The 25,842-nt window shown below is 40.9% G+C and carries 25 protein-coding genes; 4 read left to right on the top strand and 21 right to left on the bottom strand.

Translation table 11 applies throughout. The features are described 5' to 3' along the window. Positions 1–37 precede the first annotated feature (37 nt). The 18 genes from MKY77_RS09680 to MKY77_RS09595 all read right to left on the bottom strand — a co-directional run bounded on the left by MKY77_RS09680 (position 38) and on the right by MKY77_RS09595 (position 19,757). Positions 38–1,720 carry an alpha-glucosidase gene (locus MKY77_RS09680; protein ID WP_339145628.1) on the bottom strand — a complete coding sequence of 561 codons (1,683 nt, stop codon included), beginning with the start codon at positions 1,718–1,720 and terminating at the stop codon, positions 38–40. 83 nt (positions 1,721–1,803) lie between these two features. Next, on the bottom strand, positions 1,804–3,219 hold the full coding sequence (treP, locus tag MKY77_RS09675) for a PTS system trehalose-specific EIIBC component (RefSeq protein ID WP_339145627.1): 1,416 nt from the start codon (positions 3,217–3,219) through the stop codon (positions 1,804–1,806). Between the two features lie 122 nt (positions 3,220–3,341). Then, positions 3,342–3,851, bottom strand: coding sequence for a PTS glucose transporter subunit IIA (locus tag MKY77_RS09670; RefSeq protein WP_339145626.1), 510 nt, complete (start codon positions 3,849–3,851; stop codon positions 3,342–3,344). Between the two features lie 160 nt (positions 3,852–4,011). Then, positions 4,012–4,527: a CBO0543 family protein gene (locus tag MKY77_RS09665; RefSeq protein ID WP_339145625.1), complete on the bottom strand. Its 516-nt coding sequence runs from the start codon at positions 4,525–4,527 to the stop codon at positions 4,012–4,014. A gap of 388 nt (positions 4,528–4,915) precedes the next feature. After that, a complete protein-coding gene (locus MKY77_RS09660) occupies positions 4,916–5,398 on the bottom strand; it encodes a hypothetical protein (protein WP_339145624.1) in 483 nt (160 codons plus the stop codon). 87 nt (positions 5,399–5,485) lie between these two features. Next, a complete protein-coding gene (locus tag MKY77_RS09655) occupies positions 5,486–6,751 on the bottom strand; it encodes an MBL fold metallo-hydrolase (RefSeq protein ID WP_339145623.1) in 1,266 nt (421 codons plus the stop codon). A gap of 65 nt (positions 6,752–6,816) precedes the next feature. Next, positions 6,817–9,027, bottom strand: coding sequence for a hypothetical protein (locus MKY77_RS09650; protein ID WP_339145622.1), 2,211 nt, complete (start codon positions 9,025–9,027; stop codon positions 6,817–6,819). Between the two features lie 44 nt (positions 9,028–9,071). Further along, positions 9,072–10,535: a sodium/pantothenate symporter gene (gene panF, locus MKY77_RS09645; protein WP_339145621.1), complete on the bottom strand. Its 1,464-nt coding sequence runs from the start codon at positions 10,533–10,535 to the stop codon at positions 9,072–9,074. After that, positions 10,532–10,855, bottom strand: a complete 324-nt coding sequence (locus tag MKY77_RS09640) for a YhdT family protein (protein ID WP_342515712.1) — start codon at positions 10,853–10,855, stop codon at positions 10,532–10,534. Before MKY77_RS09640 ends, panF begins: the two co-directional genes overlap by 4 nt. Next, positions 10,852–12,021 (bottom strand): acyl-CoA dehydrogenase family protein, encoded by a 1,170-nt coding sequence (locus tag MKY77_RS09635; protein ID WP_339145619.1) that lies wholly within the window; start codon positions 12,019–12,021, stop codon positions 10,852–10,854. The genes MKY77_RS09640 and MKY77_RS09635 overlap by 4 nt, the downstream gene beginning before the upstream one ends. A gap of 69 nt (positions 12,022–12,090) precedes the next feature. After that, positions 12,091–12,630, bottom strand: coding sequence for a DUF6241 domain-containing protein (locus MKY77_RS09630; RefSeq protein ID WP_339145618.1), 540 nt, complete (start codon positions 12,628–12,630; stop codon positions 12,091–12,093). A 361-nt stretch (positions 12,631–12,991) separates the two neighbouring features. Next, a complete protein-coding gene (locus tag MKY77_RS09625) occupies positions 12,992–13,438 on the bottom strand; it encodes a pyridoxamine 5'-phosphate oxidase family protein (RefSeq protein WP_339145617.1) in 447 nt (148 codons plus the stop codon). A 152-nt stretch (positions 13,439–13,590) separates the two neighbouring features. Continuing rightward, positions 13,591–14,832 carry a D-alanyl-D-alanine carboxypeptidase family protein gene (locus tag MKY77_RS09620; RefSeq protein WP_339145616.1) on the bottom strand — a complete coding sequence of 414 codons (1,242 nt, stop codon included), beginning with the start codon at positions 14,830–14,832 and terminating at the stop codon, positions 13,591–13,593. 223 nt (positions 14,833–15,055) lie between these two features. Continuing rightward, the gene (locus tag MKY77_RS09615; protein WP_339145615.1) at positions 15,056–16,648 is read right to left on the bottom strand and encodes a M2 family metallopeptidase; all 1,593 of its coding nucleotides are present in this window, start codon (positions 16,646–16,648) and stop codon (positions 15,056–15,058) included. A gap of 47 nt (positions 16,649–16,695) precedes the next feature. Next, positions 16,696–17,595 (bottom strand): GNAT family N-acetyltransferase, encoded by a 900-nt coding sequence (locus MKY77_RS09610; RefSeq protein WP_339145614.1) that lies wholly within the window; start codon positions 17,593–17,595, stop codon positions 16,696–16,698. A 752-nt stretch (positions 17,596–18,347) separates the two neighbouring features. Then, entirely contained in the window at positions 18,348–18,953 is a 606-nt protein-coding gene (locus MKY77_RS09605; RefSeq protein WP_342515711.1) for a GNAT family protein, read from the bottom strand. Beyond that, the gene (locus MKY77_RS09600) at positions 18,911–19,249 is read right to left on the bottom strand and encodes a hypothetical protein (RefSeq protein WP_339145612.1); all 339 of its coding nucleotides are present in this window, start codon (positions 19,247–19,249) and stop codon (positions 18,911–18,913) included. Before MKY77_RS09600 ends, MKY77_RS09605 begins: the two co-directional genes overlap by 43 nt. Positions 19,250–19,259: 10 nt before the next feature. Beyond that, on the bottom strand, positions 19,260–19,757 hold the full coding sequence (locus MKY77_RS09595; RefSeq protein ID WP_339149779.1) for an N-acetyltransferase family protein: 498 nt from the start codon (positions 19,755–19,757) through the stop codon (positions 19,260–19,262). Positions 19,758–19,964: 207 nt separating this feature from the next. Between MKY77_RS09595 and nagA the strand changes: the two genes are divergently transcribed. Genes nagA through MKY77_RS09575 form a run of 4 tightly spaced genes read left to right on the top strand, consistent with a single transcriptional unit; the run spans position 19,965 to position 23,390 of the window. Further along, positions 19,965–21,155, top strand: coding sequence for an N-acetylglucosamine-6-phosphate deacetylase (gene nagA, locus MKY77_RS09590; protein ID WP_342515710.1), 1,191 nt, complete (start codon positions 19,965–19,967; stop codon positions 21,153–21,155). Positions 21,156–21,160: 5 nt separating this feature from the next. After that, on the top strand, positions 21,161–21,898 hold the full coding sequence (nagB, locus tag MKY77_RS09585) for a glucosamine-6-phosphate deaminase (RefSeq protein ID WP_339145610.1): 738 nt from the start codon (positions 21,161–21,163) through the stop codon (positions 21,896–21,898). Positions 21,899–21,917: 19 nt separating this feature from the next. Further along, entirely contained in the window at positions 21,918–22,649 is a 732-nt protein-coding gene (locus tag MKY77_RS09580) for a GntR family transcriptional regulator (protein ID WP_339145609.1), read from the top strand. 12 nt (positions 22,650–22,661) lie between these two features. After that, complete coding sequence (locus MKY77_RS09575; RefSeq protein ID WP_339145608.1) at positions 22,662–23,390, top strand: SIS domain-containing protein; 729 nt, start codon at positions 22,662–22,664, stop codon at positions 23,388–23,390. Positions 23,391–23,622: 232 nt separating this feature from the next. Here the strand turns inward: MKY77_RS09575 and safA are convergent, their stop codons facing one another. From safA to MKY77_RS09560, 3 genes are all read right to left on the bottom strand, one after another. Next, a complete protein-coding gene (safA, locus tag MKY77_RS09570) occupies positions 23,623–24,243 on the bottom strand; it encodes a SafA/ExsA family spore coat assembly protein (RefSeq protein ID WP_339145607.1) in 621 nt (206 codons plus the stop codon). Between the two features lie 271 nt (positions 24,244–24,514). Then, positions 24,515–25,258 (bottom strand): threonine/serine exporter family protein, encoded by a 744-nt coding sequence (locus tag MKY77_RS09565; protein WP_339149778.1) that lies wholly within the window; start codon positions 25,256–25,258, stop codon positions 24,515–24,517. A gap of 12 nt (positions 25,259–25,270) precedes the next feature. After that, positions 25,271–25,738 carry a threonine/serine exporter family protein gene (locus tag MKY77_RS09560; RefSeq protein WP_339145606.1) on the bottom strand — a complete coding sequence of 156 codons (468 nt, stop codon included), beginning with the start codon at positions 25,736–25,738 and terminating at the stop codon, positions 25,271–25,273. Between the last annotated feature and the right edge of the window lie 104 nt (positions 25,739–25,842).

Genomic DNA, 25,842 nt, shown 5'->3' with positions numbered 1-25,842 from the left:
TCATTCAAAACACCTCTGTTCATTTTGATAAAATAAATTAATTTAATAAGTAGACTCTAGCTTCATAAGGTTGCATGCTAAACTCTGAAATACTTGTCTGCTCATCGACTTTGTAGTTACTTAAAAGGAGTTGCTTTGTCATGAAGTTTATTTCTCTCGGAAGCTTGAATATCGGCTCCTCCTCATAAAAGTTGCAAATCACAAGAAGTTTCTTATCCTGATACGTTCTTACATAAGCAAAAATTTCAGGATCTTCCTCAAGGATCAATTGATAGTCACCGTAAACGATCAAGTCATTTTGTCTACGAAGTTGGATAAGCTGCTTGTAATAATGGAAGATAGAAGCTTCATTAGCCACCTCTGCTTCGGCATTTATGGATGTATAATTAGGATTAACAGCTAACCATGGCTCTGAGGTGGAGAAACCAGCATATTCCTCAGAAGTCCACTGCATGGGAGTCCTGGCATTGTCCCTGCTTTTTTCATGGATACTCTGCATCACTTCCTCTTCACTAAAGCCCTGTTCCTTCAATTCGGTATATGCTTGAAGCGTTTCAATATCCTTGTAGGAGTCAATCGTTTCAAATGCAACATTGGTCATTCCCAATTCTTCCCCTTGATACACATATGGGGTACCTTTCATCATGTGAAGAAGAGTGGCCAGCATTTTTGCTGATTCCATACGATACTTTCCATCGTCCCCAAACCTTGAAAGGGAACGCGGTTGATCATGATTATTGAAATAAAGGCTATTCCAACCATTTTCCCCTAGGGCATATTGCCACCGCGAAAGGCTTTGTTTAAGTTCCATCAAATCAAGAGGCTTCAAATCCCATTTACCCTTGGGGCCATTGTCAAGGCCAACATGCTCGAATTGAAAGACCATGTTCAATTCGTTCCGATCTTCCCCCGTATAATCTTTTGCCTGTTCAGGTGTCACACCGGGCATTTCTCCTACCGTCATGACATCGTAATGAGATAATACCTGCTGATTCATTTCACGTAAATATTCGTGTATATTTGGACCATTTCTATAGTATTTACTCCCCGAAGCATAAGGACGACCAGGCTTTATTTCCCCATCTGGAAGGCCTTCGGCTTTTGATATAAAATTGATCACATCCATCCGGAAGCCATCGATTCCCTTATCAAGCCACCATTTCATCATGCTATATATTTCATCCCGGAGTTTTTCATTTCCCCAATTTAAGTCAGGCTGCTTTTTGGAAAAGAGATGCAAATAGTAGTCCTCGGTCTTTTCATTATATTCCCAAGCCGATCCTCCAAAATTGGATGCCCAATTGTTCGGTTCGCTTCCATCTTCTTTAGGGTCTCTCCAGATGTAATAATCGCGGTATGGATTATCTTTCGAGGATTTGGCCTGAACAAACCATTCATGTTCATCAGAGGTATGGTTTACCACCAAGTCCATGATCAATTTCATTTCTCGCATATGTACCTGTTGTAACAGTTCTTCCCAATCTTCCATAGTGCCGAATTCAACCATAATCTTATGGTAATTGCTGATATCGTAGCCATTATCATCGTTAGGAGATTCGTAAACAGGTGAAAGCCATATGGTATCGACACCAAGTTCCTTTAGATAGTCCAATTTTAAAATGATGCCTTGAATATCACCGATGCCATCTCCGTTAGAATCCATAAAGCTGCGAGGATAAATTTGATATACAACACTTTCCTTCCACCAGGAATGATTCATCAATCAACCTCTCCCTTCAAGTTTTTGCAAGGTATTAAAATTGAAAAAATTGCAAAAAGGGGGCAACCCCCTTTTTACAATTCTTAAGCTTCTTTTCTCATTTTCACTTTTGCTATTAAGAAGGTGATCGCGAATGGAACGACAAGTACGATCCCCATTCCAAGGAAGAAGATTGGCCAGTATTCTGCCATAATTGAGAAGAATGCCGGAATCCCACCAACCCCAATGGATGGGGCTTTTACTCCTGCCAATGTAATGATAATACCTGCAATGGCTGAACCAATCATTGCAGCAAAGAATGGGTAGCGGAAACGTAAGTTTACCCCGAACATAGCCGGTTCTGTAATCCCCAACCATGCGGAGATGGACGATGTTAACGCTAAACCTTTCAGCTTTTCATCCTTCGTAGCCAACATCATGGCAAAAGCAGCTGAACCTTGAGCAATGTTAGACAAGGCAACCATTGGCCATAAGAATGTCCCACCGATTGTAGCAATCAGTTGGAAATCTACCGCAAGAAATGTATGATGCATCCCCGTGATGACAAGTGGTGCATATAGTCCTCCATAGATCAAACCACCAAGTGCAGGGACAGCATCAAAGATATTAACAAATCCGTTTGTTAGGAAATTACCAATCGCAAATGTAACTGGTCCAATAGCAACAAAGGTTACAAAGCCTGTCAGCAATAATGTAATCGGAGGGACAATAAGCATGTGAAATGCATCGCTTACCCGCTTTGATAAGAACTGCTCCACTTTAGCTAACACATAAGCAGCTACTAGAACTGGTAGTACTTGTCCCTGATATCCTACTTTCTCGATTTCCAAACCGAAGAACTTCCAAGTTTCAACGGCCCCATCCTCCTGCGCCTCAGCATATCCCCAGGCATTAAGCAAATCCGGATGGACGAGCATGAGTCCTAACACAATTCCCAGCAATTCGCTCCCACCAAACCGTTTGGCTGCTGACCAACCAATCAATCCTGGTAGAAAGACGAAAGCAGTATTTGCAATAAGATTGATGATACTTGCAATATCAGCCCATTGTGGATGTACATCAATGACAGATTGCCCATTATAGAAAATGCCTTCTCCCGTCAGAAGATTGTTAATACCCATGAGCAAACCGGCAGTAACAATGGCTGGTAATATTGGAATGAAAATATCCGCAAGTGTCTTGATCGCACGTTGAATCGGATTCAAGTTGGATTCCGCAGCTTTTTTCACTTCATCCTTGGAAGCCTCTCCAACCCCAGTTATATCCACAAATTCCTTATACACTTTATTGACTGTTCCTTGTCCAATTACGACCTGAAACTGGCCATTTGTTGAGAATGAGCCTTTCACCACATCTATATTATCCAAGGCATCTTGATCTACTTTGCCTTCATCATGCAAAGCCAAACGGAGACGAGTCACACAATGCGTGGCTGCACTTACGTTTTCTTTTCCCCCTAAAGCTTGGACAATTTCTTCCGCCTGTTTTCTTATGTCCATATCTGTATCCTCCTGTTTGCCTACTCTACTATATCTTTATAAATTCCTCATAACACCGCTGGTAATCTCCCCATAAGGCTTCGCTTTCCACTGGGCACCTGCGGAACCTTCTCTGACATTCCTTATGCTTTTGTTTTTAGATGGAATATCTCTGTTTGACCTTTAACTGCTTGATCTGAAAGTTTTTTGTCTAAGTTTTCCACCTTTTCTCCGTTAGTAATGACGATTGGAGTAATGGTACTTGCAGCTTTTTCATTGATTAAATGGAGGTCAAAAGTGATAAGCTTATCACCGGCTTTCACTTTATCCCCCTCCCTGACATGCCCCTCAAAACCCTCACCATTCATTGATACTGTTTCAAGTCCCACATGTATTAAAATTTCCGCACCGCTTTGAGAACGGATACCGATAGCATGTTTCGTGTGGAAGAACTGTATAATCTCCCCATCAACAGGGGAAACCACCTCTCCTTCGGTTGGAACAATCGCTAATCCGTCCCCCATCATCTTTTGAGAAAATGTAGGATCAGGAACCTCGCTCAATTCTGTAACCCTTCCGCTTAGTGGGGCTAGAATTACTTCTTCAGTGGGAGTTTCCGTTGTATCTTTCATGCCAAATAACTTTTTGAACATATAAAATCCCTCCAGTAATGTTGTATTGACCAAATTTTTTTATATTTTTCACTCCATTTAATAAACGCTTACATTTCACATCCAACTTGTATATACATGCTAACGATTACAAGTCTAACTTGTATATACATGTTCGTCAACTAAAAAGTTTCTCCCAAAATCAATTCTGTTTCTTGATGGAACTTAACAAATAAAAGATTGCCCTAGTGATGATTGCTAGTAGAGAAAATGAAACAAGAGACTTCGTATGTGACCAGGTTTTTAGTTCGAACATCTGAAATAGTATAAACAAGGGTTCGAAGATAAAGGATAATATCACGGCAATTAAGATACTTCCTAAAACATAAGCCTTCCAAGTAGATGAGAACTGATAAAGTAGCATGTACATCACCGGGATGACCGAAACGTCTGCCGGAAGAAGCGTTGTAGTATGATCATTTAACTTGAATGGATAGCTCCACATATTATAGGTCGTGCCCAGCAAATCCAACCAAGTTGCCATTGCAGCCCAAAAAAGTCCAAATGATAGTATCTCAAACAGCCTTGATCTATCCACTGCTTTCCACCAAATTACCCAAGGAAAAAAGATTGACACAAATAACAGCCACCAACGCGGGTCCGCCATGGAGCCTAAAACCATCCAACTGTTAATGTAGTCGTAATTGACAATCTCCATTATGTACATTCCCTCTCTTTATCGCCTTAAACACTAATGAATTCATAAAGATTACGATACCTAGCCATAACTTATCTTAATTTCCCCGGACTTTGGTATTTTAATCTAAGATTTTAAGATCTTTACCAACTAAAAAAGCGCTGCATATAGCAGCGCACAGTGTGTAGACAAAGCTTAAAATAATGAAATACTCTAGTTGATCGCAGTGGAAGGAGCGAAGACTCCTGCGGGAGGAAAGGACATGGAAGACCCCGCAGGGCGTAGCCCGAGGAGGCTTCCGGACTGCCCGCGGAAAGCGAAGCTCCTGGAACGAAGATCAACTCTTCCAACAGATAACCTAATTAGTTTATAGTTTGTCAACAGTCTGAGCGCTGCATATAGCAGCGCATCAGATGGAAATGGTGGTGGTAAAGGGGAGGAATGAAAACACTTTGAATGATACTGTTACTTTTTCTGCATTTTTTACCGTTCCATCACCCTTTGCATCCTTTAGATAGATACTATAGATTTTATCAGATTTTGAGGCGTCACTAGGGATTGTCACTTCATCCAATTCCTTGAATTCATCCGTCTGGGTTGACATGAATGATTCGTCAACACTAGAATTCCCGCCACTATAAACTCCACTCAACTGGATATTGTAAACGGTGATAGGCAGTTCGTTCTTGTTGGCATCAACCATGGAGGCCTTATAAATTTTTATAGGCATTATGTATGGATTTTGCAAACTTAATGAAACGCCATTTTGATTGGACTCCTTAACTGCAGAGGCAATTACTTCTTCCTTGGTTGAATGAATATAGGAAATAAACAGAACGAAACTTATCAATAAGGCTAGCACTAAACGAACAGGTTTTTTTAGCTTTTTCAATGTCATGGCTCCTCATTTTTTTCTCTCAGTGATAAACATAAAAAGTATCTTACCATCTTATTTAACACAAATCGAGAGAAATGAAACCTATTCTTCTTCCACCACCACTTCAAATTCATCTACCAGTTCGCCTTTATCATCGTAAAGTTGTGCCTTGTCGCCATCGTTGTTCCATAAGTAATCACTCAACCAATGTATATATCGTTTAAAGTGTTGCTTCTGTGCACCAGAAGCAATATAAATTGTTTCTCCTGACTGAAGCTTGTAACCAACCGGGAAATCATATGTTTGGTAGCCTTTTTTGCTTACAAGTTTCCAGTACGACATATCAACCGTTTTATCGCTTTTATTTTCAATGGTCACCATTTCCCCTTTTACATCCAAATCCGTGATGACAACGGATTTCGAAGAGTCCTTTTTGTTTTGGTTAGCATAAAGCCAAGGGCGGTTGTTCACATACAACAGCTTTCCATCTGTTGAAAAAACAATAGATCCGGATTCCGCTGTATTATAGATATCCGCCCCACTCTCAATCAATCTGCTAATGACAGGAAGATGTGGATGGTGAAAATCATTATTCTTCCCAGCAGAGATGACGGCTATTTTCGGTTGCACATCCATTAAAAATGAAGCTGTCGAAGAGCTGTTTGATCCATGGTGTGCCACTTTAAGGATAGTGGATTCAAGGTTGTATTTCCTGCTAAGTCTTTTCTCTTCCTCTTCCTCCGTATCGCCCATCAACAGATATTGAATATCTCCATAGGTGAGATGGAGGACAATAGAGGCATTGTTGGTCCCTTTTTCCTCCGAGCCACTGTTTAGGACTTTTATCTTAAGGTCCGGATCAACCTGGAGCTTCATTTTTTCTTTAGCATATTGTACAGGAACGATATTGTTCCAGACGTATTGTTTGTATTGGATAAATGTTAACGTCGTATGAGCCTTTCCACTATCCAAGATTTTTTTTACTGGGATTTTCTCCAATAAGGATGGTATTCCTCCAATATGATCGAAGTCCGGGTGTGTTATCACCAAAAGATCGATAGAGTTGACCTTAATTTCTTTTAAATAGGCTAATAATTGTGCAGCGGATTTTTTTGGACCTGTATCCACCAAAATGTTTGACCCGTTCGGCGTTTGTAAAAGGATGGCATCCCCTTGCCCAACATCAATGAAGTGTACAAGAAGAGGTGCTTTTACCTCCTTCGCTTTAGGTTTTTCTATATCATAAAGAATATGTCGGGATGGTTTGTTTACCTGAACTGTAGTAGGAGTCGGCAGCACACTTGATTCTGCTGCACTTAGAGGATATAAAAGAATTGCAATCATTAATAGGAGCTGTATTTTTCTCATATTCTACCCACTCTCCCCCTATAGTCTTTAGTTACTACCATTACTATGGGGGAGAGTGGGGGAATTTATTCATTTTGAAAGCCGATGTTATCTAAAAATAGTAAACCACTTTCCGTTTGGTTAAATTCAAATGTCAATTCATTAATGGTCGTATAATCCAATCCAGGAAAAGCTTCCTCAAGAAAATTCAGCGGCACCTCGTATGTTTGCAGCATATGTTCATACTGATTGCCAATGCGCTCATTCCACCAATCAAAACGATAGAGCTTGGTTGTATAGGTTGGTTCAATAAATACTGTCTTCCTAATTCTACTATCTAACCTATTCGTTCCTTTTGGCTTGACAGATAATGTAATAGGGATGGCAGCATCCGCATACCCTTTGGGAATCGGTAAGTGATAAAACTCATATCTTGTTGAATGCGCTTGTACCGCATCAAATCTTAACACTGTTCCTTTTTTCAGCCCTGCTGATAAATCCTCCGGCAAAATCACACTATATCGACTGTTACCATTTTTCCACCCTAGTTTGACAACTTGATTATCTTGGTGTTCTTTATTTCTTTGAAGCAAGTTTACTTCTTTCCATACATGAAGATTGTATCCTTGTAGCCTGCCATCCTCATGGGTTGTACTTGTCACATCCACATCTTCCTCAAATGTAGCAATAGGCTGAAAGTCACTGTCATCATATCTTATCCTTAGGGGATCCACTGGGAGATACGGCGCCATAGCCTGTTTGTCAGAAAAGAATGCTCGATATTCCCTTTTTTCTTTTAATGTGGCATCAAGAAATGACGACACATATAGCTTGGTAATGTCCCTTTGCATTTCTGGTTCCATCAATTCTTTTCTATTCATAAACCACCAATAGGGGCTTGGCTGATCTACTTCCCAATCTGTATTGAATTGGCCATGGTTTCCACCATTTATGTAAATGCTACTTTTAAAACCATCGAATTGATTTGAGAATTCCACTCTCTGGAATTGCCTCATCCCCCAATAACTGGTGTGGTCCGTATCATTTCCTCCATGAATGGTGAGATAATTGACATCTTCCAAAACAACCGGCTGGTCACCTGGCTTAAAGCGTCCATCCCCTGGGGATAAACCGATCAAGGATTTAATAGAGAAATCAAAATTCATACTGACCTTTGCATTGTTAGGAAAGCGGTCCAATTCATTGAACATTGAGGCAATGCTAATGGCTTCCCCTCCCCGTGAATGGCCAATCAGGGCAATATTTTCCATATCCACTTTGTTAAAAAGAGCATGTGCCTTGTCGGTATTCCAGTTTTGCCACAGCTCCAAATGCTTCAACAATAACCAAGCCCTACCAGCATTATCCCATCCGATATGACCTGTTTTTCCTGAATTAATGAAGTTCTGATCTACAGAAACAACTATATAACCCTTGCTTGAAAGCAGTTCTCCAAGATAGGAATAACCCCCATCTGAAAAATCAGCCATGTTATGGTTTCCATGGACAATAAGTACTAAAGGGAATTTTCCTTCTTCCTCGCTTTTTGGCATCCATACTCTTCCATTCAACGGAGCGTTTTTGAGATTAAACCCCCAGAACCATTCCCTGTACCATTTATTCAATCCTTTAGGATGAACAATAAAAGGGGACATATTGACTGTATGGGTTTTGAACATAACATCTGTATACTCTTCCCTTTGCTTATCTTCACCACTTCCATATGTAAAATATTGAATGTTGTAGTTGCCTTTGTTAGCAGGGTTCTCTAGCGATGATTCTTCTTGCGACAGACCAAGCGACCATGGGCCTTCATTTCCATCTGTGAGTGTATAATACATAAGAATGCCGTGCACCACTAACGTGAAAATAGAAAAAGTAAGAAAAATGGCTCTCCCGCCTCTTTTATATAAAAATACTGCTATACCAATAAGGACACCTAGCACGATAACGGTAAACCCCATCAACCGGAAGAAAGGGCCCATATAAGTACCTATGCTATAGACAACGCAAATCCCCCCAATGATGACCGCTACCAGAAACCTCGGTAACCTCTCCAACATTTTCAGCAGAAGAATGGTCAGTAACACCCCAAGCACCAAAGCAAGTGCCCCTGTCGCTATAACAAAAACCATATCAAACCATTTCCCCGCTCCTGAATAAAAGAAGTGACTCATAAACAATATGAAGACGGTTATGTAGAATAATAGGCCCAATACAATAAATCTCCAGCTTGATGATACAAAGCCAACAACTAATTCTATGCTTTTGAAATACAGGTTTTTGAGCTTATTCATTGTAATCCCCTAGTCATCTGTATTTTCTATCATTTCTTTCGTGTCTAAATTAGATAATTATTGATGATATCTTCTTGTTTTGAGTTCCTTCGACTTGGCCCAATAAGACTGAATAGAATATAGGCAGAAAGGGACAGCACTACCGGAAGAACCACACTGTGCATGCCAAATGCGTCTGGAAAAAATAGCGTAATCCCAATATAGGAAAACACCCCTACAAGAATGGAAGCTAATGCACCATCAGCATTCCCATGCTTCCAATAAAGCCCTAATACAACCGGCCAAATGAATGCTGCCTCCAATCCACCGAACGCAAATAGGTTTAGTGTGATTAGAAATTCCGGAGGGTTGATAGCCAAAAAGAAAACAGATATTCCAACTGCCGCCGTGATCCCGATACTTATCCTCTTTATCTTCTGTTGAGAAGCATCCGGACGTATATAGTTCAAGTATACATCTTTTACGATGGAAGAACTGACAATCAACAATAAGGAATCCACCGTTGACATGATGGCAGCCATGGGGGCAGCCAAAACAATACCAGCAAGCCAGGGTGGTAATACATGCAAGGCCAGAAGTGGCATCACAGTATCCGGAGTTTCCAATCCCGGCAGCACCACTCGCCCAAAGACACCTGCCAAGTGCATACCAAGCATAATGAACCCCACTACAATGGTGCCGATGATTAAGGCCGCATGCATTGCTTTTGCATTTTTATAAGACATGGCCCTGACCGCCACCTGTGGTAGACCCACCACTCCTACACCGACCAATATCCAGAAAGAGGACACATAAAGTGGAGTCAATGATCCATCTGCGCCAAAAGGAGTGACTAGTTTTGGATTTTCTGCAATAAGCTCATCCATAATAGCCGGAATCCCACCACCTGCAATGATCGTCCCAGCCAAAATGACAATGGTACCGAGAACCATTATGATCCCCTGCATTCCATCTGTGATGGCTACAGCACGAAATCCACCTATGATGACATACACCAATACAGATGCTGCAAAAACAAACAGGGCCGAAGTGTAAGAGAGCCCTGTAATGGATTCAATCAGCCTTGCTCCACCGACCCATTGTGCTGCCATGGCAGAAAAAAGAAAGATGATTATGCTACAGGCTGACAACAATACGACCCACTTGCTACCGTAACGCTCCTTTAAAAAGTCAATCAAGGTGATTGCTTTCATTTTCCTTGCCATAATCGCAAATTTCTTCCCAAGTATGGTTAGGACGAAATAACCGGTTACCACCTGAATCATGGCCAACAGAACCCATCCAAGCCCGGTATGATAGGCAATGCCTGGACCCCCTATAAAACTGGATGCACTCCCATAGGTGGCCACCATTGTCATTGCAAGCAAAAGCCCTCCAAGCTCTCTGCCTCCAAGGAAATAATCCTGCATGAAAGAGGAAGAATTGGAAAGCTTACGAGAGGCTGTCACTCCGATAAAAAACATGATCAAAAGAAAAAATAACAACGGTATGATTACTTGTATATTCATGAATAAGGATCCCCCTTTTCGTCTGAATCCAAGGGAATATCCACAAATATGAATTTCACTATCAAAATTACAAGAAAGATGATGACGATAAAACCGACGATACAACTATAAAAGAACCATGCAGGAAAACCAAACGCATATGTATAGGATTCTATAGGCTCTGAACCGAGCCCATAGGCAAATCCATACCACCAAGCAAAATGGAAAATAACAAGTGCAATTCCAATCCATGCCTCCTTATGTGCAATCGGGTATCGCCAATCTCTTTTCGTATTTTTATTCCATTTTCCATCCATAATACCACTCTCTTTTTCCATCATTCTGAAACTTTATGAAATGCCTGCTTTGCGAGCATTTCAATGGTAAGTTCGTCAGCAGGAGGATTATGAAGGCCTGCACGAACATCCCGGTAATGCCTTTGTAGGGGATGCTCAGCATGTAGGCTTTGTGCACCAACAATTCTCATTGCCTCATCTACCACTTTAATGGCGCTATTGGTTCCAATCAGTTTGGCCACAGCTAATTCTCCAACAAGCATCTCCCTCTTATGGGGCTGTTCATCCCAAAGCCTAGCCACGCTATAGAGAAGATGTCTGGCAGATGTAAGTTCCAAATCCATCTTGGCCACCCTCTCCCTCACTTTAGCAACCTCTTTTATAGGATGTGGCAAGCTATTGGGATGGTATGTATCTGCAAAGGAAACAGCTTCATTTCTCGCTGATATGGCTATCCCTAAATAGCAAGCAGGGATGTGTAGTAACCACCCTTGAGGTTTTGGTGCTTGTTTCTTTTTTATGTATAAAAGGGCGTCCTCAGGTGCAATAACGTCCGTTATTAACAGATCGTCACTTCTAGTCGCCCGCATACTCAATGTGTTCCAAGTTTCTTCAATCGATATGCCGCTTAGTTCTCGTGGCAACAGGAATTCACCAACATCATCTGATCCATCAATGGAGGCTGAGATGATAAAAAAATCCAGTGCTGGAGCAAGGGAAGCGAAATTCTTCCTTCCATTAATGAGCCAACCACCATCTGGAAGTCTTTTTGCAATGGTTCCTGGCTTTCCACCTCTTGCAGGACTACCTGTTTTCGCTTCACTATGAGCACTATTGATTAGCTTTTTGTCCTGCACGATTTGTTTGCAAATTCTTTCAAACGTATCTTCCGGCCAAGAAGGATTGTTTGCAGCGTTCATCATGATCCCAAGATGCCAACCAAGACTAAGTGCAGTCGGCCCATCTCCTTGTGCTATTGTTTCTTGTAGCAGCAGGAATTCATACAGGCCAGCATCTTGTCCACCATATTTCTCTGGTATGGTAAGATTTATGAACCCTCCATCCTTCAAAGCTTGGAAATTCTCAAATGGAAATTCGGCATTTTGATCATAGCTTGCAGCCCGCTTGGAAAAATCCTTAGCCAGGATTTCCGCTTTTCTAACAATGTCTTGCTCTCTCTTTGTTTGCGCAAAGTTTCTGATTCCGTTCATCCTGAAATAAACCACCTTTTCAAATGCCAGTTTAGCCATTATTTTACCATAACAAGAAACGGGAAACTTCTATTTAAACTTGATGTTTGGATTTTGTAGATATTCTTTTTCTTCTTCTTCTGACATTACACCATATGCTTTTCCGACGTTTCCATTGAGTAATGTCCAAACACGATTATGATCAAGATCTGCAGAAGAAAAGTTACCCTTTTGCCATTTTGTCAGTATTTCAACATAAACTTCCTCATGTTCATAATTGCCTTCTTTGACCATCTGAAGGAGCCAATCCACTCTTTCAGGAGTCAGTTTATAGTGGGTCCATTTACTGTCTGCTTTAACTTTTTGATGTGACATCCAGTGAATGTAATTTTGAACGTCCCCTTCGTTTAACTTGTTCTTGTGTTTGAATGGGTTTTCTTTTTCCACGGCGATACTATTGGACCCCGATGATTTGGAAGTTGACTTGTTTTGGTTTTCCAGCACTCCAATGCTACCAGCTTCCTGAAATGGTGTGGTACTCATGTAATAGGTTACTAACGCCCCCGCCAACAGAAAGACAGCAAAAAAAGGAAAGAGTTTTCGTTTGTTTGTTTTTAACCAGTTTTTCATAACATCCTCCTTTCTTCTTCTATTATAAAACTATCATCCTATCATTTCCATATTTCTTCTAAAATTTAGAAATCTCTGCAAGTAAAAAACTACACCTTTATAAGGTGCAGTCAGTGTGTAGACAAAGCTTAAAATAATGAAATTCTAATGTTGATCGCAGTGGAAGGAGCGAAGACTCCTGCGGGAGGAAAGGACATGGAAGACCCCGCAGGGCGTAGCCCGAAGAGCCTTCCGGACTGCCCGCGGAAAGCGAAGCTCCTGCAACGAAGATCAACTCTTCCAACAGATAACCTAACTAGTTTATAGTTTGTCAACAGTCAAACTGCACCTTTATAAGGTGCAGTGAAAGACTTATAAAATATTATGCCTTTAATAGATCGTATACTTCCTCATCCAACTTCTTTGCAAGGTCTGCATCGTATGTTTTTATGTAGTCTGGTTCCTGTGTTATTTTTCCACCATAGAAAATGACATCCTCCACAGACTCCACTTCAACAGTTACGACACGATACTTCATCGTTTTATCGATTACATCCGATACAGTGCCTCTCCCATTGATAGAATAGCAGCTGCCGGCACCAACCACACCAAGAATTAGGTCCGGGTTCTTTTCGATGTTAAAGGCACTCTCCGCTTTATGTCCAAGTGCAAACTTGATTGTTTTGCCATCTTGGTGGGCAACTAACCATGATACAATACTTAAGTTCGGTTTGTTGGTTTCCTTATCAGATGTAATCAGGGAAACAATCTTTTCACCTTGTAAAAAATCAATTAACTGTTCATTAAGAGTATCTTCTGTTCTCGGCATTACTGATCCCTCCTATTTTCTACATATCACCATTATATACAATGTTTGGACAACAAGCCAAACACCTTTTCCTCATATGTCCAAAATACCCTTCATGAGAAAAACAAAACAGCTATTCATCCTATATTTTAAAAGATGAATAGCTGAATAGATTATCTATTATAGCTGCTCCTTCTCGAATAGCCGAGGGAATTGGAGTAGCGTTGTTGTAGTTTTTTTCTTCTTCTCCTTTTCTGAAACAAGCCCATGATAAAAATAAATACAAATAGAGATAAAAAGATGATTGCAGTCGAGGCCAAACTGGTTTTTGCCTCTGTTTCACCAGCTGGACCAGAACTTCCAAGTGAGTCCGAAGAAGCGGCGGAAGGTACAGGTGTCAACAAACTCTTTTCCTGTTCCACTAATACATCTTCCCTTATATGCTCTCTGTTACCAACTTTGACCAATAAATCTTTGTCCTTATTTACTTTCAGGGCAATTGTCTCCTGTTTCTGCCGTGCGACAATTATGTTTTTAGCTAACATATACTCTCTACCAGCAGCATCAGAAACCATTTCTCCCTTTTCAATTTCTTCCGTCATAAAATTGGCGAAACCATAATCCAAGAGGGACATGGAATCCCAATAGCTATAATATTTAGAAGCAGCTTTCAAGGTGACAGCAATAAGTTCCATACCATCTCTTTCAACCGAAGTAACCAATGTATGACCGGCTTCAGGTACAAATCCATTTTTCACACCGGTTGTTCCTTCGTAGTCCCATAATAGTCGGTGGTGATTAAATAGGGTGGTTTCCCAACCTTCCCCTTTCCAATACATTTCCTTTGTACTGACTATATCTCTAAATGTTTCATTTTCCATTGCATATTGAGCAATTTTTGCCATGTCCTTTGCAGTGGTTACATGGTCTGGATGAAAAAGTCCATGGGGGTTTACAAAATTAGTATTCTCCACTCCCATTTTTTCTTCCATAAAAGTATTCATACGTTTAGCAAATGCTTTTTCATTTCCATCCAAATGCTCCGCAATGGCCGTACCAGCATCATTTCCCGAATTAATCATGAGCCCTTGTACCAATTTCTCCAAGGTTACTTTTTCACCTTCTAGTAAATAAACCCTCGATCCCTCTTGATTTCTAGCATTCTCACTTACCGTAACAATATCCTCTAAGTCTCCTTCTTCGATAGCAATGATGGCTGTGACGATTTTAGTGATGCTTGCCGGATACATGATTCGTTCACTATCTTTTTCATATAAGACGTTTCCTGATTTTGCATCTATTAATAGAACCGATTCACTGAACAGATCTCCGGGCCCAGCAGCACTAGCTACAGATGTGTTCCCCAAAAGTATCAACAGCACGGAGAGGAGTACACAAGGAAAGAATTTTTTCATATAGGAGACAAACCTTTCTTCTAAGTTTGGTATTTAAAATTCATAAATTAATGTCATAAAAGGTCGAAAAACCTTAGTCTCTTTTAGTTTATAGGAATTTAGTTGCATTTTCATGAAAAATTTTGAATTTGTTATAAAAGTCATAAAAACTTAATAAAAAAAGCGGAAGAGAACGGATCCTCTTCCACTTTATTAATCTTTCTCCATATTTTTAATGCTTAAATCAACTATTCACTTTTTCATTATGACAATATGCATTTATAAAATGTGCAGGGTTCAACGGTTCTCCTGTCACTTTCTCTATTTTCCTATTCCAATGATAGGTTGCCCCTGGCGCTAAGAATTCATCACGAATAAATGCTCCTACCTTAAGAGTGAAGAACTCATCGGATATATTCCCTTTTATATACTGATAGAGTTGTGCTGCCGTCAATTCTCCGAGCAAATAATTTTGATAATAAACCGGTGCAAGGGTAAAGTGTATCTTCGCCGCCCAATCCGGATTTGTGCGATCCTCCGGTGGATTCAACAATTGGATTTTCTCCACTGTTTCCCACCAAAGGGCATTCAAATCTTGATCCGGATTTTCATATAATTGTCTTTCGAAGAACACAAACGTAATAATCCAGCGTCCTGAAATAAGCATCTTCAATTGTTCATGCTTCTCTAGGGATGGCATCATTTCATCCAGCTTCTCATCCTCTAACTTTAGAAACTTGGATAACCATTCTTGGTTTTCGGTCATTTTACCAAACAGCATGGCAATGGATTCCGTTGTCAGGATATGTGCGAAGCTTCTAAGCAAATATGGAAGATCACGGTTCACATACATGTTGTAGGCTGCATGGCCAAACTCATGTAACATGGTCCCCATCCAATAGGTATTGTCCACATTATTACATAGTACCCGTATGTCTCCTTCCCTGTTCATATCCATGCAGAAAGCAGTAGGGTTTTTCCCTTCACGAGGCTCAAGATCTGAAGATGCATACAATTCTTCTATCGGCATATCCATGGAGTCGAAGGTATCGGCTGTGAGTTTCTCGAGGTCCTGCCCCTTAAAGAAAGCATCCAAATTGGCTTGTTCATTGGCGGGAGCTTCCTGAAAGAATGGGTCAACATAATGCCATGGTTTTAAATCATGGACTTTAATGCCAAACTTTTCGGCCAACTCCTTATCCAGTTCACTTTTCAACTGTCTGTACGTATCATCTGATTGTTCCACAAGATCGGAGAACATGGAAAAGACCTCTTCCATATCGAGCTCTTGGTTGGCAAAAGACATTTCATAATAATTGTCATATCCCAATTGACGCGCGGATTCGTTTCGCTTTTTCACTAATGCCAACAATTTATCCGAAACCGCCCGCCCCACTTCCTTACTTGCCTTCCAAGCTTTCTCTCGCATTTGTGTATCTAAACTGTTCAGCAAGATATCTCGAATATCGTTCGCTGATAGTTTCTTTCCATCCACTTCCGGAGTATATGTATTAAAAAGATAATTCAATTCTGAAGACAATGTGGATAGCTCTTCGATGGTTTCTTTATCTAATTGATTTTCTTTCATGCCATATTCGAGAATTTCCAGCTGCCTTCTTTGCTCTGGTGTTAACCCTGGTTCCTTTAAAAAATCCTTAACCTGTTGGTACCTTTCTTTATCTGCATAGAAAAGACTGAATTCGCTCGATGCTCTTCCCGCCTCCTCTGCCCATTTCTTCTCCCCTGTCGTTTGGGCCATCCATCCTGCATGAGTGGACTGTTTCAACAATTTTTGAAACTGTTCATTTTGCTCTTGTAAAAACTTTTCAATTAACATAATTATCCCTCCTTATGATAATACACAAAAGATTCTGTTTCGTTTGATTAGGAATGTTTGATATTCCCAGAGACCTCAATAGAAATGGGCTTTTTCATCCAGACTTGCCCGACTTTTTTGTTGAAGCCTTTTGTTTTCAGGTACTTATATACTACTTCATTGGATGTTTGGAAAAAGGCGATGGTACATTGATAAGTTGTAGCAGAAGGCGGAAAAAGGTTGGAAAATAAAGCCTCCAATACTTTATTTGTATTTGATAGATTTTCTTCAATAAAACAATGTGTCACCACAATGGAATTTAAAGTACCATCGGCAGAATATTGCTTTTTGAACAAGGCATATGCCACGGTTTCCCCCTCATTTCCTAAAAGCTGGATCAATTGACCATCTTTCATGCACCACCATTGACTTTGCCAAGGTGTGTCATGCTGATAAAGTGGAAGGAACTGGGATGCCTGTGAGGAACTGTACACCGGTTGGTAATCCAAGGAGTCTTCAAAGTCCACTGGAGTTTCCAAAGTAAGATGAATTACTTCATCCACCACTTTGTATCCCCTGGATTCATATAACGAAATGGCTTGTTTGTTTTCAGAGATGGCTTCAAGAGTAGAAGTCTTGATTCCCTTTTGCAGATAAAGCTCACAAGCCTTATCCACCAAAAGTTTCCCAACACCTTTTCTTCGATGACTGGAAGCCACGCCGGTCCCGCCATTCCAAGCTATCAACTCATTGCCTATGTTTTTATACCCGCTTAAAAGAAGTCCTATTGGTTCTTCACCATCAAAAGCGACTATAGAAAGGTCGGCAGAAATACTCTCTTTGCCTATTCTGGCTGTAAAACGATCCACATCCATTTTTGCGTCAAAAAAATATCCTTCAAAACCTCTATTCCATGCAAGAAGAGCTTGATTTAACGTACATTCAGCCAATTTTCTTATTTGATACATGTCGACACACACCCTTTGCTAGGACTTTACGAAAACAGCCTTTAAACAAAGGCGCAGACTTTTGACAAACCCTAAATCTTTAGATTTGCAATTACTTGTTGATCTTCGTTCCAGGCGCTTCGCTTATCCACAGGGCGGTCCGGAAGCCTCCTCGGGCTACGCCGATGCCACTGAAAAATCCAATAACTTATCTTTTTTATGAATTTCTAGCTGTTGATTGGAGCAATAGGCGAAGCCGTTTGCGGAAATCAACAGCGGTCTTATACAGATAATCAGAATTATGTACTTTTTCAGTGGTCTTCCCTGTCCCTTCCTCCCGCGGAAGTCTGCGCGCCCTTCACTACGATCAACATGGAAATTGCATATTCTTGAAGATTAAATAACTTTGTCTACTCACTGAGCCTTTAAAGTAAAGCGTTCTTTCGTTGGGTTTAAACTTACTGTAAATTCTAACACTTTTATTATCTATTATTATTTCGTTTAGCACAATTTTTTTCCGTAAAAAAACACAGTAATCTATTGATTCCTGTGTCAGTGTGTAGACAAAGCTTAAAATAATGAAATACTCTAGTTGATCGCAGTGGAAGGAGCGAAGACTCCTGCGGGAGGAAAGGACATGGAAGACCCCGCAGGGCGTAGCCCGAGGAGGCTTCCGGACTGCCCGCGGAAAGCGAAGCTCCTGCAACGGAGATCAACTCTTCCAACAGATAACCTAACTAGTTTATAGTTTGTCAACAGTCTAACACAGTAATCTATTGATTCCTGTGTTCCACCACTTCATCTTTTAAGATGGAAAAGACATTTGCGTCATGGTATTTGCCACCTTGGAATAGATAGCCCCTTAAGAGCCCCTCGTGGGTAAAACCCACTTTTTCCAGAACTTTTCTGGAACCAACATTTTCGGGGTACACATTTGCTCCTATGCGGTTAAGTTCCATCGAATCAAACCCGAATTTGACCAATCCTTGGATAGATTCGGTAGCGTAACCTTTCCCCCAATATGGTAAATCTATTTCATAACCTATTTCAGCCCGTCGGTGTTTATCCGAAACGGCATGAAAGCCGCATGTACCGACCAATGTCCCTGTTTCCTTTTCAACAATGCCCCACCTATACAAAGTGGTGTAGTCGTCTATAAAGTCTTTAATAAATTTATCAGCTTCCAACTTAGACTGGAAGGGTTCCATTCCGTAAAACCTTGTCATTTCTGGATTGGAGAAGTATGAATAAATGATATCTGAATCTCTTAGCGTTAAACTTCTAAGCTGTAATCTTTCCGTTCTAATCATTGGTACCGGTTTTAACATGATCTCCCCTACCCCTTCGTCATTTCTGCCACTATATACTGGTTTGTCCACATTTTAAGCATGATGACGAGACTTTCATCTCCTCTTGAATAAAGGAACATAGAGCCAACCTGTTCTTCGAATTTCCAGCCATCCGCTTCTACGTGTGATAGTACATCTTGAAACCCTGCTCCTTCATCCATTTTTGCCATGATCGTCCTAGTATCATGCTCAGATGAAAGAGTTACAATTGGTGATGTGGAAAGTGCAAGCTTTGCGGCTCCCCTAACATGTTCATTAAATGCCAGAAGTGTTCCCGTCACAAGAAATATGCCAGTGAAGATGACCATTGCCCATTTCCATTTCATCGCCTTCCCCCTACTCTATTATTTTTCTACCCATTATCACTAAATCCCTTTTGACAGAATCAAGTTCCGCCACTTCTGGGAGAAAACCCCACTGTTCAAACCCAAATTTCTTGAATAGTTTAATGCTTGGTATATTGTGTGAAAATATGAAAGCTAGCAGATTTTCAATTTGTAGTGATGGACATTCCTTGATTGCTTTATCCAACAATATAGCGCCAAGCCCTTTGCCTCTTGCATCCTGATGCAGATAAATGCTAACCTCTGCAGTCTTTTGATAGGCCGGCCGACCGTAAAAGTCCTGGTAGCTGATCCAAGCACAAATTTCGTTCTCATATTCCACTACCTGTAATGGTCTCTTCTCATTATGTTGTTGGAACCATTCTACTTTACTCTCCACTTTAACTGGAGTAGTATCCGCGGTCACCATTTTGCTCTCGATGGTGGAATTGTAAATCTCTACAATCTTTTGTAGGTCTTTAACTTCTGCTGTTCTGATTTTTAGCTGCATGTTAGTCATGATGATTCACCTTTCTAGTATTCTATGCTCTTATTCTGTTTATAGTATATTATTTCGTTGAAAATATGAATAGATGAAATTGATTATACAATATCCTTATGTTGATTCTGTATATACCACTTCCACCAAAAGTGGTATATACAACTAGACATTCATTTGCTATCATGAACATATATTATAGCTAAAGGAGATCATTGTATGAAAACTGGTTTATCAGATAGCTATGTTCTTCTATCAGTAAGAGTCATGCTGGAAGAAGACATTATAGAGAATGGTTTTATAAAATTCAAGGAAGGAAAAATCACAGACATTGGAACTATGGACCAATATACCAACCCCGATGATTTAGAGGAAATCTTTCTGCAAAATGAGCTAATAGCACTTCCTGGTTTTATTGATATTCATATACACGGATTGAATGGTTCAGATGTCATGGACGCCACCGAAGAGGCCCTCCATTCCATGGCCTCCACCCTCCCAAAGGAAGGTACCACCTCATTCCTTGCTACAACCATCACACAAGAAAAAACCAATATAAGCAAAGCATTGCAGAATATCCATACCTACATGGACAACCAACCTGACCCCTATGCAGGTGAATTACTTGGTGTCCATTTGGAAGGACCATTCATCAATGCCAAAAGAGCCGGTGCACAACCGAAAGCATTTATCATGAAACCGGGCATAGCCGACTTTACTCAGTTTCAGTCTGACTCAGGTGATACTATCAAAATTGTAACCATGGCACCCGAACAAGAAAATGGAAATAATCTGGTGAAATTTCTGACTGAATCAGGTGTTATCACCTCCATCGGGCATTCAGATGCGCTCTATTCGGAAATGTTGGAGGCGATGAGCGCTGGCGCACAACATATTACCCATTTCTATAATGGGATGAGAGGAAATCACCATCGTGAACCGGGTGTTGCCGGGGCAGGGCTTGCCCATCCGGAACTTTATTTAGAAATCATCGCAGATGGCATCCATGTACACCCTGCGGTGGTGAAAGCAACCTATCTAACTAAAGGTCCCGATAAAATCCTATTAATAACAGATTCAATGAGAGCAAAATGGCTCAAAAACGGAGAATATGATCTTGGTGGTCAAAAAGTGAAGGTAGTAAATAAAACTGCCCTCCTGGAAGATGGCACAATTGCTGGCAGCGTACTGAAGATGAATGAAGCAGTCAAGAATATGATGGATTACACAGGGTGCAGTATGCAAGAGGCAGTACAAATGGCCACGAGCAATCCAGCCAAGCGTTTGAACGTCTGGAATCGAAAAGGCAGCATCGCAGTAGGGAAAGATGCAGATCTCGTCATTGTCGACGAGGAGATGCAAGTGAAAATGACTTTCTGCAACGGAAAACTATCATACAAAGGAGAGTAATAATCATGGATATCATACACACCCCATCCTATGAAGCGTTAAGTAAAGAAGCAGCCTCCTATATTGCAAATCAGGTCAGGAGCAACCCAGACATTGTACTTGGCCTTGCCACAGGAAGTACCCCCACTGGTATGTACAAATATCTATTGGAGGATCATATCATCCATAAGACTTCTTATGAAAACGTCACTACCTTTAATTTAGACGAGTATATTGGGCTTCCAAAAACGGACCCCAACAGCTATTATTCGTTTATGGAGAAACATTTTTTTCAACATATCAATATCAATAAAGAAAAAATCTTCATACCCAACGGATTAGTCGAAAAGCTGGAAGTTGAGTGTAGGAATTACGAAGAAGACTTGATCAAGAATGGCCCGGTAGACATACAGGTTCTTGGTCTTGGAGAAAACGGGCACATCGGCTTCAACGAACCAGGGACTCCCTTTCATAGCCGTACACATGTGGTGAATCTGACAGAATCTACTCGAAAAGCCAATGCAAGATTTTTTACGAGTATAGATGATGTCCCCACCCAGGCGATTACAATGGGGATAGCTTCCATCATGAGCGCAAAAGAAATAATCCTCCTTGTGGCTGGTAAAAACAAGGCGAGGGCATTCGAGCAGCTCCTTTACGGAGATATCTCGGAAAGCTTCCCTGCGTCTGTCCTCAAAAAGCATCCATGTGTTAAAATTATCGCAGATAGCACTATTCTTGAACAATCAAGCATAATCGCCTGAAAGGAGAAAGAAACCATACATGATTGATAAATCCTCTCCGATTCCTATGTATTATCAACTGGAATCTCATATCAAAAATCAAATCAATGCAGGAATTATCCTGCCTGGAGACAGCATTCCCTCCGAAAGGGAATATGCCGAAAATTATGGCATCAGCAGAATGACTGTAAGGCAAGCGATTAATTCCCTTGTAAACGAAGGGCTTCTCTATCGAAAAAAGGGAAGCGGAACCTTTGTATCCGAAAAAAAGATTGAGCAGCCTCTTCAAGGTCTTACTAGTTTTACAGAAGATATGAAAAAACGCGGGCTGAGTCCGACAAGTAAGTTGATTCATTTCGAAATCATCCCAGCAAATAGCTTTATTGCAAACGAACTCAAAATCAATGAGTTTGCACCAGTCTATGAAATAAAACGAATCCGACTTGCCGATGGTGAACCAATGGCCTTAGAAACAAACTACCTTTCTGCGAACATGGTAAAAGGACTTACAGAGGAAGTCGTGAATGCTTCCATCTATGCTTATATTGAGGAAAAATTAAATTTGCGGATCGCACATGCGGACCAATTGATTGAATCCATCAAAGCATCTGTAGAGGATGAAAAACTATTAAAAATTGAAAAAGGGCATCCAATGCTATATATCCAACGAAACACTTATCTTCAGGATGGTACACCACTAGAACTGGTTAAATCGGTGTATAGAGGAGATCGCTATAAATTCCATATAAAATTGAACAGAAACCATCAATAGTGGAGGTTAATAATGAACATTGGATACTTTTCGGCCATACAGAACCTCTTGACAGAAGTGAACGATAAGAACAAGCAGGCTTTGCAACAAAGTGCGTCCATTCTTGCAGAGTGTCTCGAGCGTGATGGGATCCTGCATGTTTTTGGCTGTGGTCACTCTCATATGATTGCAGAAGAAGTATTTTACCGGGCAGGTGGAATAGTACCAGTAAGACCAATTTTAGTAGAGGATGTTATGTTGCATAAAGGTGCTCTTCGCTCCTCGGCAATGGAAAGGGACCCACGCTTTGCCGATACCTTCTTACCCCTTCAGCCTTTTCAGCCAAAGGATGCCTTGTTGGTCATATCGACATCCGGACGAAATCCCGTCCCTATAGACGTTGCACAATACGGGAAAGAGCTCGGGATGAAAGTTATCACCATCTCCTCCCACGCCTATCACTCCTTGACCACAAGGCACTCGTCGGGGATGTTTTTAGCAGAGACCGCAACCATCGCAATTGATAGCTGCATCCCCCAAGGAGATGCCCTAGTTACATTAGAAGGTCTCGAAACCTCCATCGGACCTGGTTCCACTATTATAAACGCTGCCATCGTCAATGACCTAATAATCAAAACGACAGACCTTCTACATAAGAAAGGTATAGCTGTTCCCATATTCAAAAGCGGAAATATTGATGGTGCAGAAGAACATAACGAAAGGGCAATGAGAAAATACCAGGATAGGATTGAGATGTTTTAGAGGGTGATTGAGGGTTGGGTAAATTTATAAAAAGTTTCCTTAACTATTGATTGGAGCATAGGACGTAGACTCCAACGGGAGGTAGCGGTTAGCGGAGATTCCGCCGGCAAAGTCGAGGAGGCTCCGCAAGCGCCCCGTGGAAAGCGAACCTCGATGCGGAAATCAACAGCGATGTTTAGAGGGGCATATAAAAAGCAGTGCCGATTATAGGCACTGCTTTCATAATCTATCATTATCTTGAAATAAACATCTGCGTCCAGTAATGTCCATATTGGCCACCTTTGGCATAGCCTACTCCGATTTCTGTATATTGACTTGATAATATGTTCTTTCTATGCCCCTCACTGTTCATCCAAGCATTCATGACCTCTTGTGGTGTTTTTTGCCCAGCAGCAATATTTTCACCTGCTGTTCGGTAAGAAATACCAAAGTTACGCATCATATCGAAAGGAGATCCATATGTTGGTGACGTGTGGCTGAAATATCTTTTATCAATCATATCTTGAGACTTGTATCTAGCAACTCTAGATAACTCCCAGTTAAGCTTTAAAGGCTTAAGCCCATATTTCGCACGTTCCTGGTTCACTAACTTAGCAACCTGCTCTTCTTGCGTTTGCCCCTCCCCTTTTTCTGGAATAGTAATTCTTTGACCTGGATAGATTAGATCAGGATTCTTGACTGTAGAGTTAGCAGCAATCAGTTCAGATACCCCAACCTGATATTTTACTGCTATCTTCCACATCGTATCACCGGATTGAACCGTGTGAGTAGTAGCTGCAAGGGCAGCTGTATTTCCACCTAAGACTAGTGCGACAACCGACAAAGTTATGAGGACTTTCTGTAAAGTTTTCATACTATAAATCTAATATGTTTCAACAGAATTGAAAACAAGTAATTATTGTAAAATAACGAAATATACTGTTAATTGCTTGTTATCACTGTAATAAGAAATATATTCCATGACTTGATAGAGGCAGCTCTTTTCTCAATGAATGATTTCCTGCTACCTATATACTCTAAAATTTGTAAGTAGTATTTTAATACAGCATGGAAACGAGTACGACAGTAAGCAATAAAATGATTCGGTTAAAAATACGAAATCAACAAAGTTTTCGAAAGCAGCCTTAGAGGAAAACAACCGCCACTCCTGCCCCGATGGCAAAGGCTGTAAACAACGCTTCGGCACCTTTAGAAAGCCCTGAAACAAAATGACCCTGCATCAAATCACGTACTGCATTTGTGATCAATAAACCTGGAACAAGTGGCATGACTGAACCGATGATGATTTTATCCAGTTCCAATCCAAATCCTATAGTAACCATCGAAAATGCTACGAGGCCGATAATCAGGGATGCGAAAAACTCTGCAAAGAATTTAACTTGGGTGTAATGTTGGATTAATAAGAGCCCACAGTAACCCATACCCCCAGCAACCATGGCCGGCAAGAAATCCGTCCAAACACCCTTAAACATAATTAAAAACGAGCCACTCACTAAAGCTGCAGCAATGATCTGATAGCTGATCGGAAAAAGAAGGTGCGATTTTTCCAAGTGAATCAAAGCCTGGCTGGCCTCTTGGACGCTAAGCTCCCCTGCTGCAATTTTACGGGAAATATGATTTACCTGGGCTACCTTTTCCAAATCAGTTGTTCGGAAATTGATCCTTACAAGCTGAGTCGGATTATCACCTTTCAAGGAAACAATAATTCCGGTTGGGGTCACAAAACTATGTGTTTCCGTAATGCCATACGACGCTGCGATCCTAGTCATCGTATCCTCGACTCTATAGGTTTCAGCTCCCCCTTCCATCATGATTCTTCCGGCAAGTAGGCAAACTTGGAGGATTTTCTCCGTTTCACGCTCTGTCATCTCAGTTGTCACCTAGCTCACCTCTCGTTTCGCATGAATGGATAATCTTTTCATAATCTTTACGACAAGCTGCATGATGACTTCAGCAAACACCAGTCCCATTGCTATCGCACCTGAAATCATGAATGCTTTTGCTGCCAATGGGATGGCTGCAAGGTAATCATTTTCGGCAATATTCCTCATCGTATTATAGGCTAGACCGCCAGGAACTAATGGAATAATACCCGCCACACTGAAAATGATCATCGGCATTCTGAAACGTTTTGCCATAATATGACCAACAAGCGCCACCATAAAAGCTCCCACAAATGACGCTACCACCGGATCCACACCCGCATCCGCCAACACTATGTAAAAGATCCAGCCAATCATTCCAACCGTACCGCAATGGACCAATGCTCTCCTCGGTGCATTAAATAACACCCCAAATCCTGCAGCGGCTATGAAGCTGAACCCCAGTTGTGAAAGAATGTATAGCATATTTTCACCTCATTATTTCTAGTACAGCTTATTATATAGGAAAGTCTGGATAGAAAAAACCTCCTTTTGCGGAGGGTTCAGCAGGGAACTATTAATGTTTTTGG

This window comes from Sutcliffiella sp. FSL R7-0096 (assembly GCF_038595065.1).
GTDB lineage: Bacteria > Bacillota > Bacilli > Bacillales > Bacillaceae_I > Sutcliffiella_A.
Note: the sequence above shows the minus strand (reverse complement) of the source record. Positions and strands in the feature narration are given on the sequence as shown.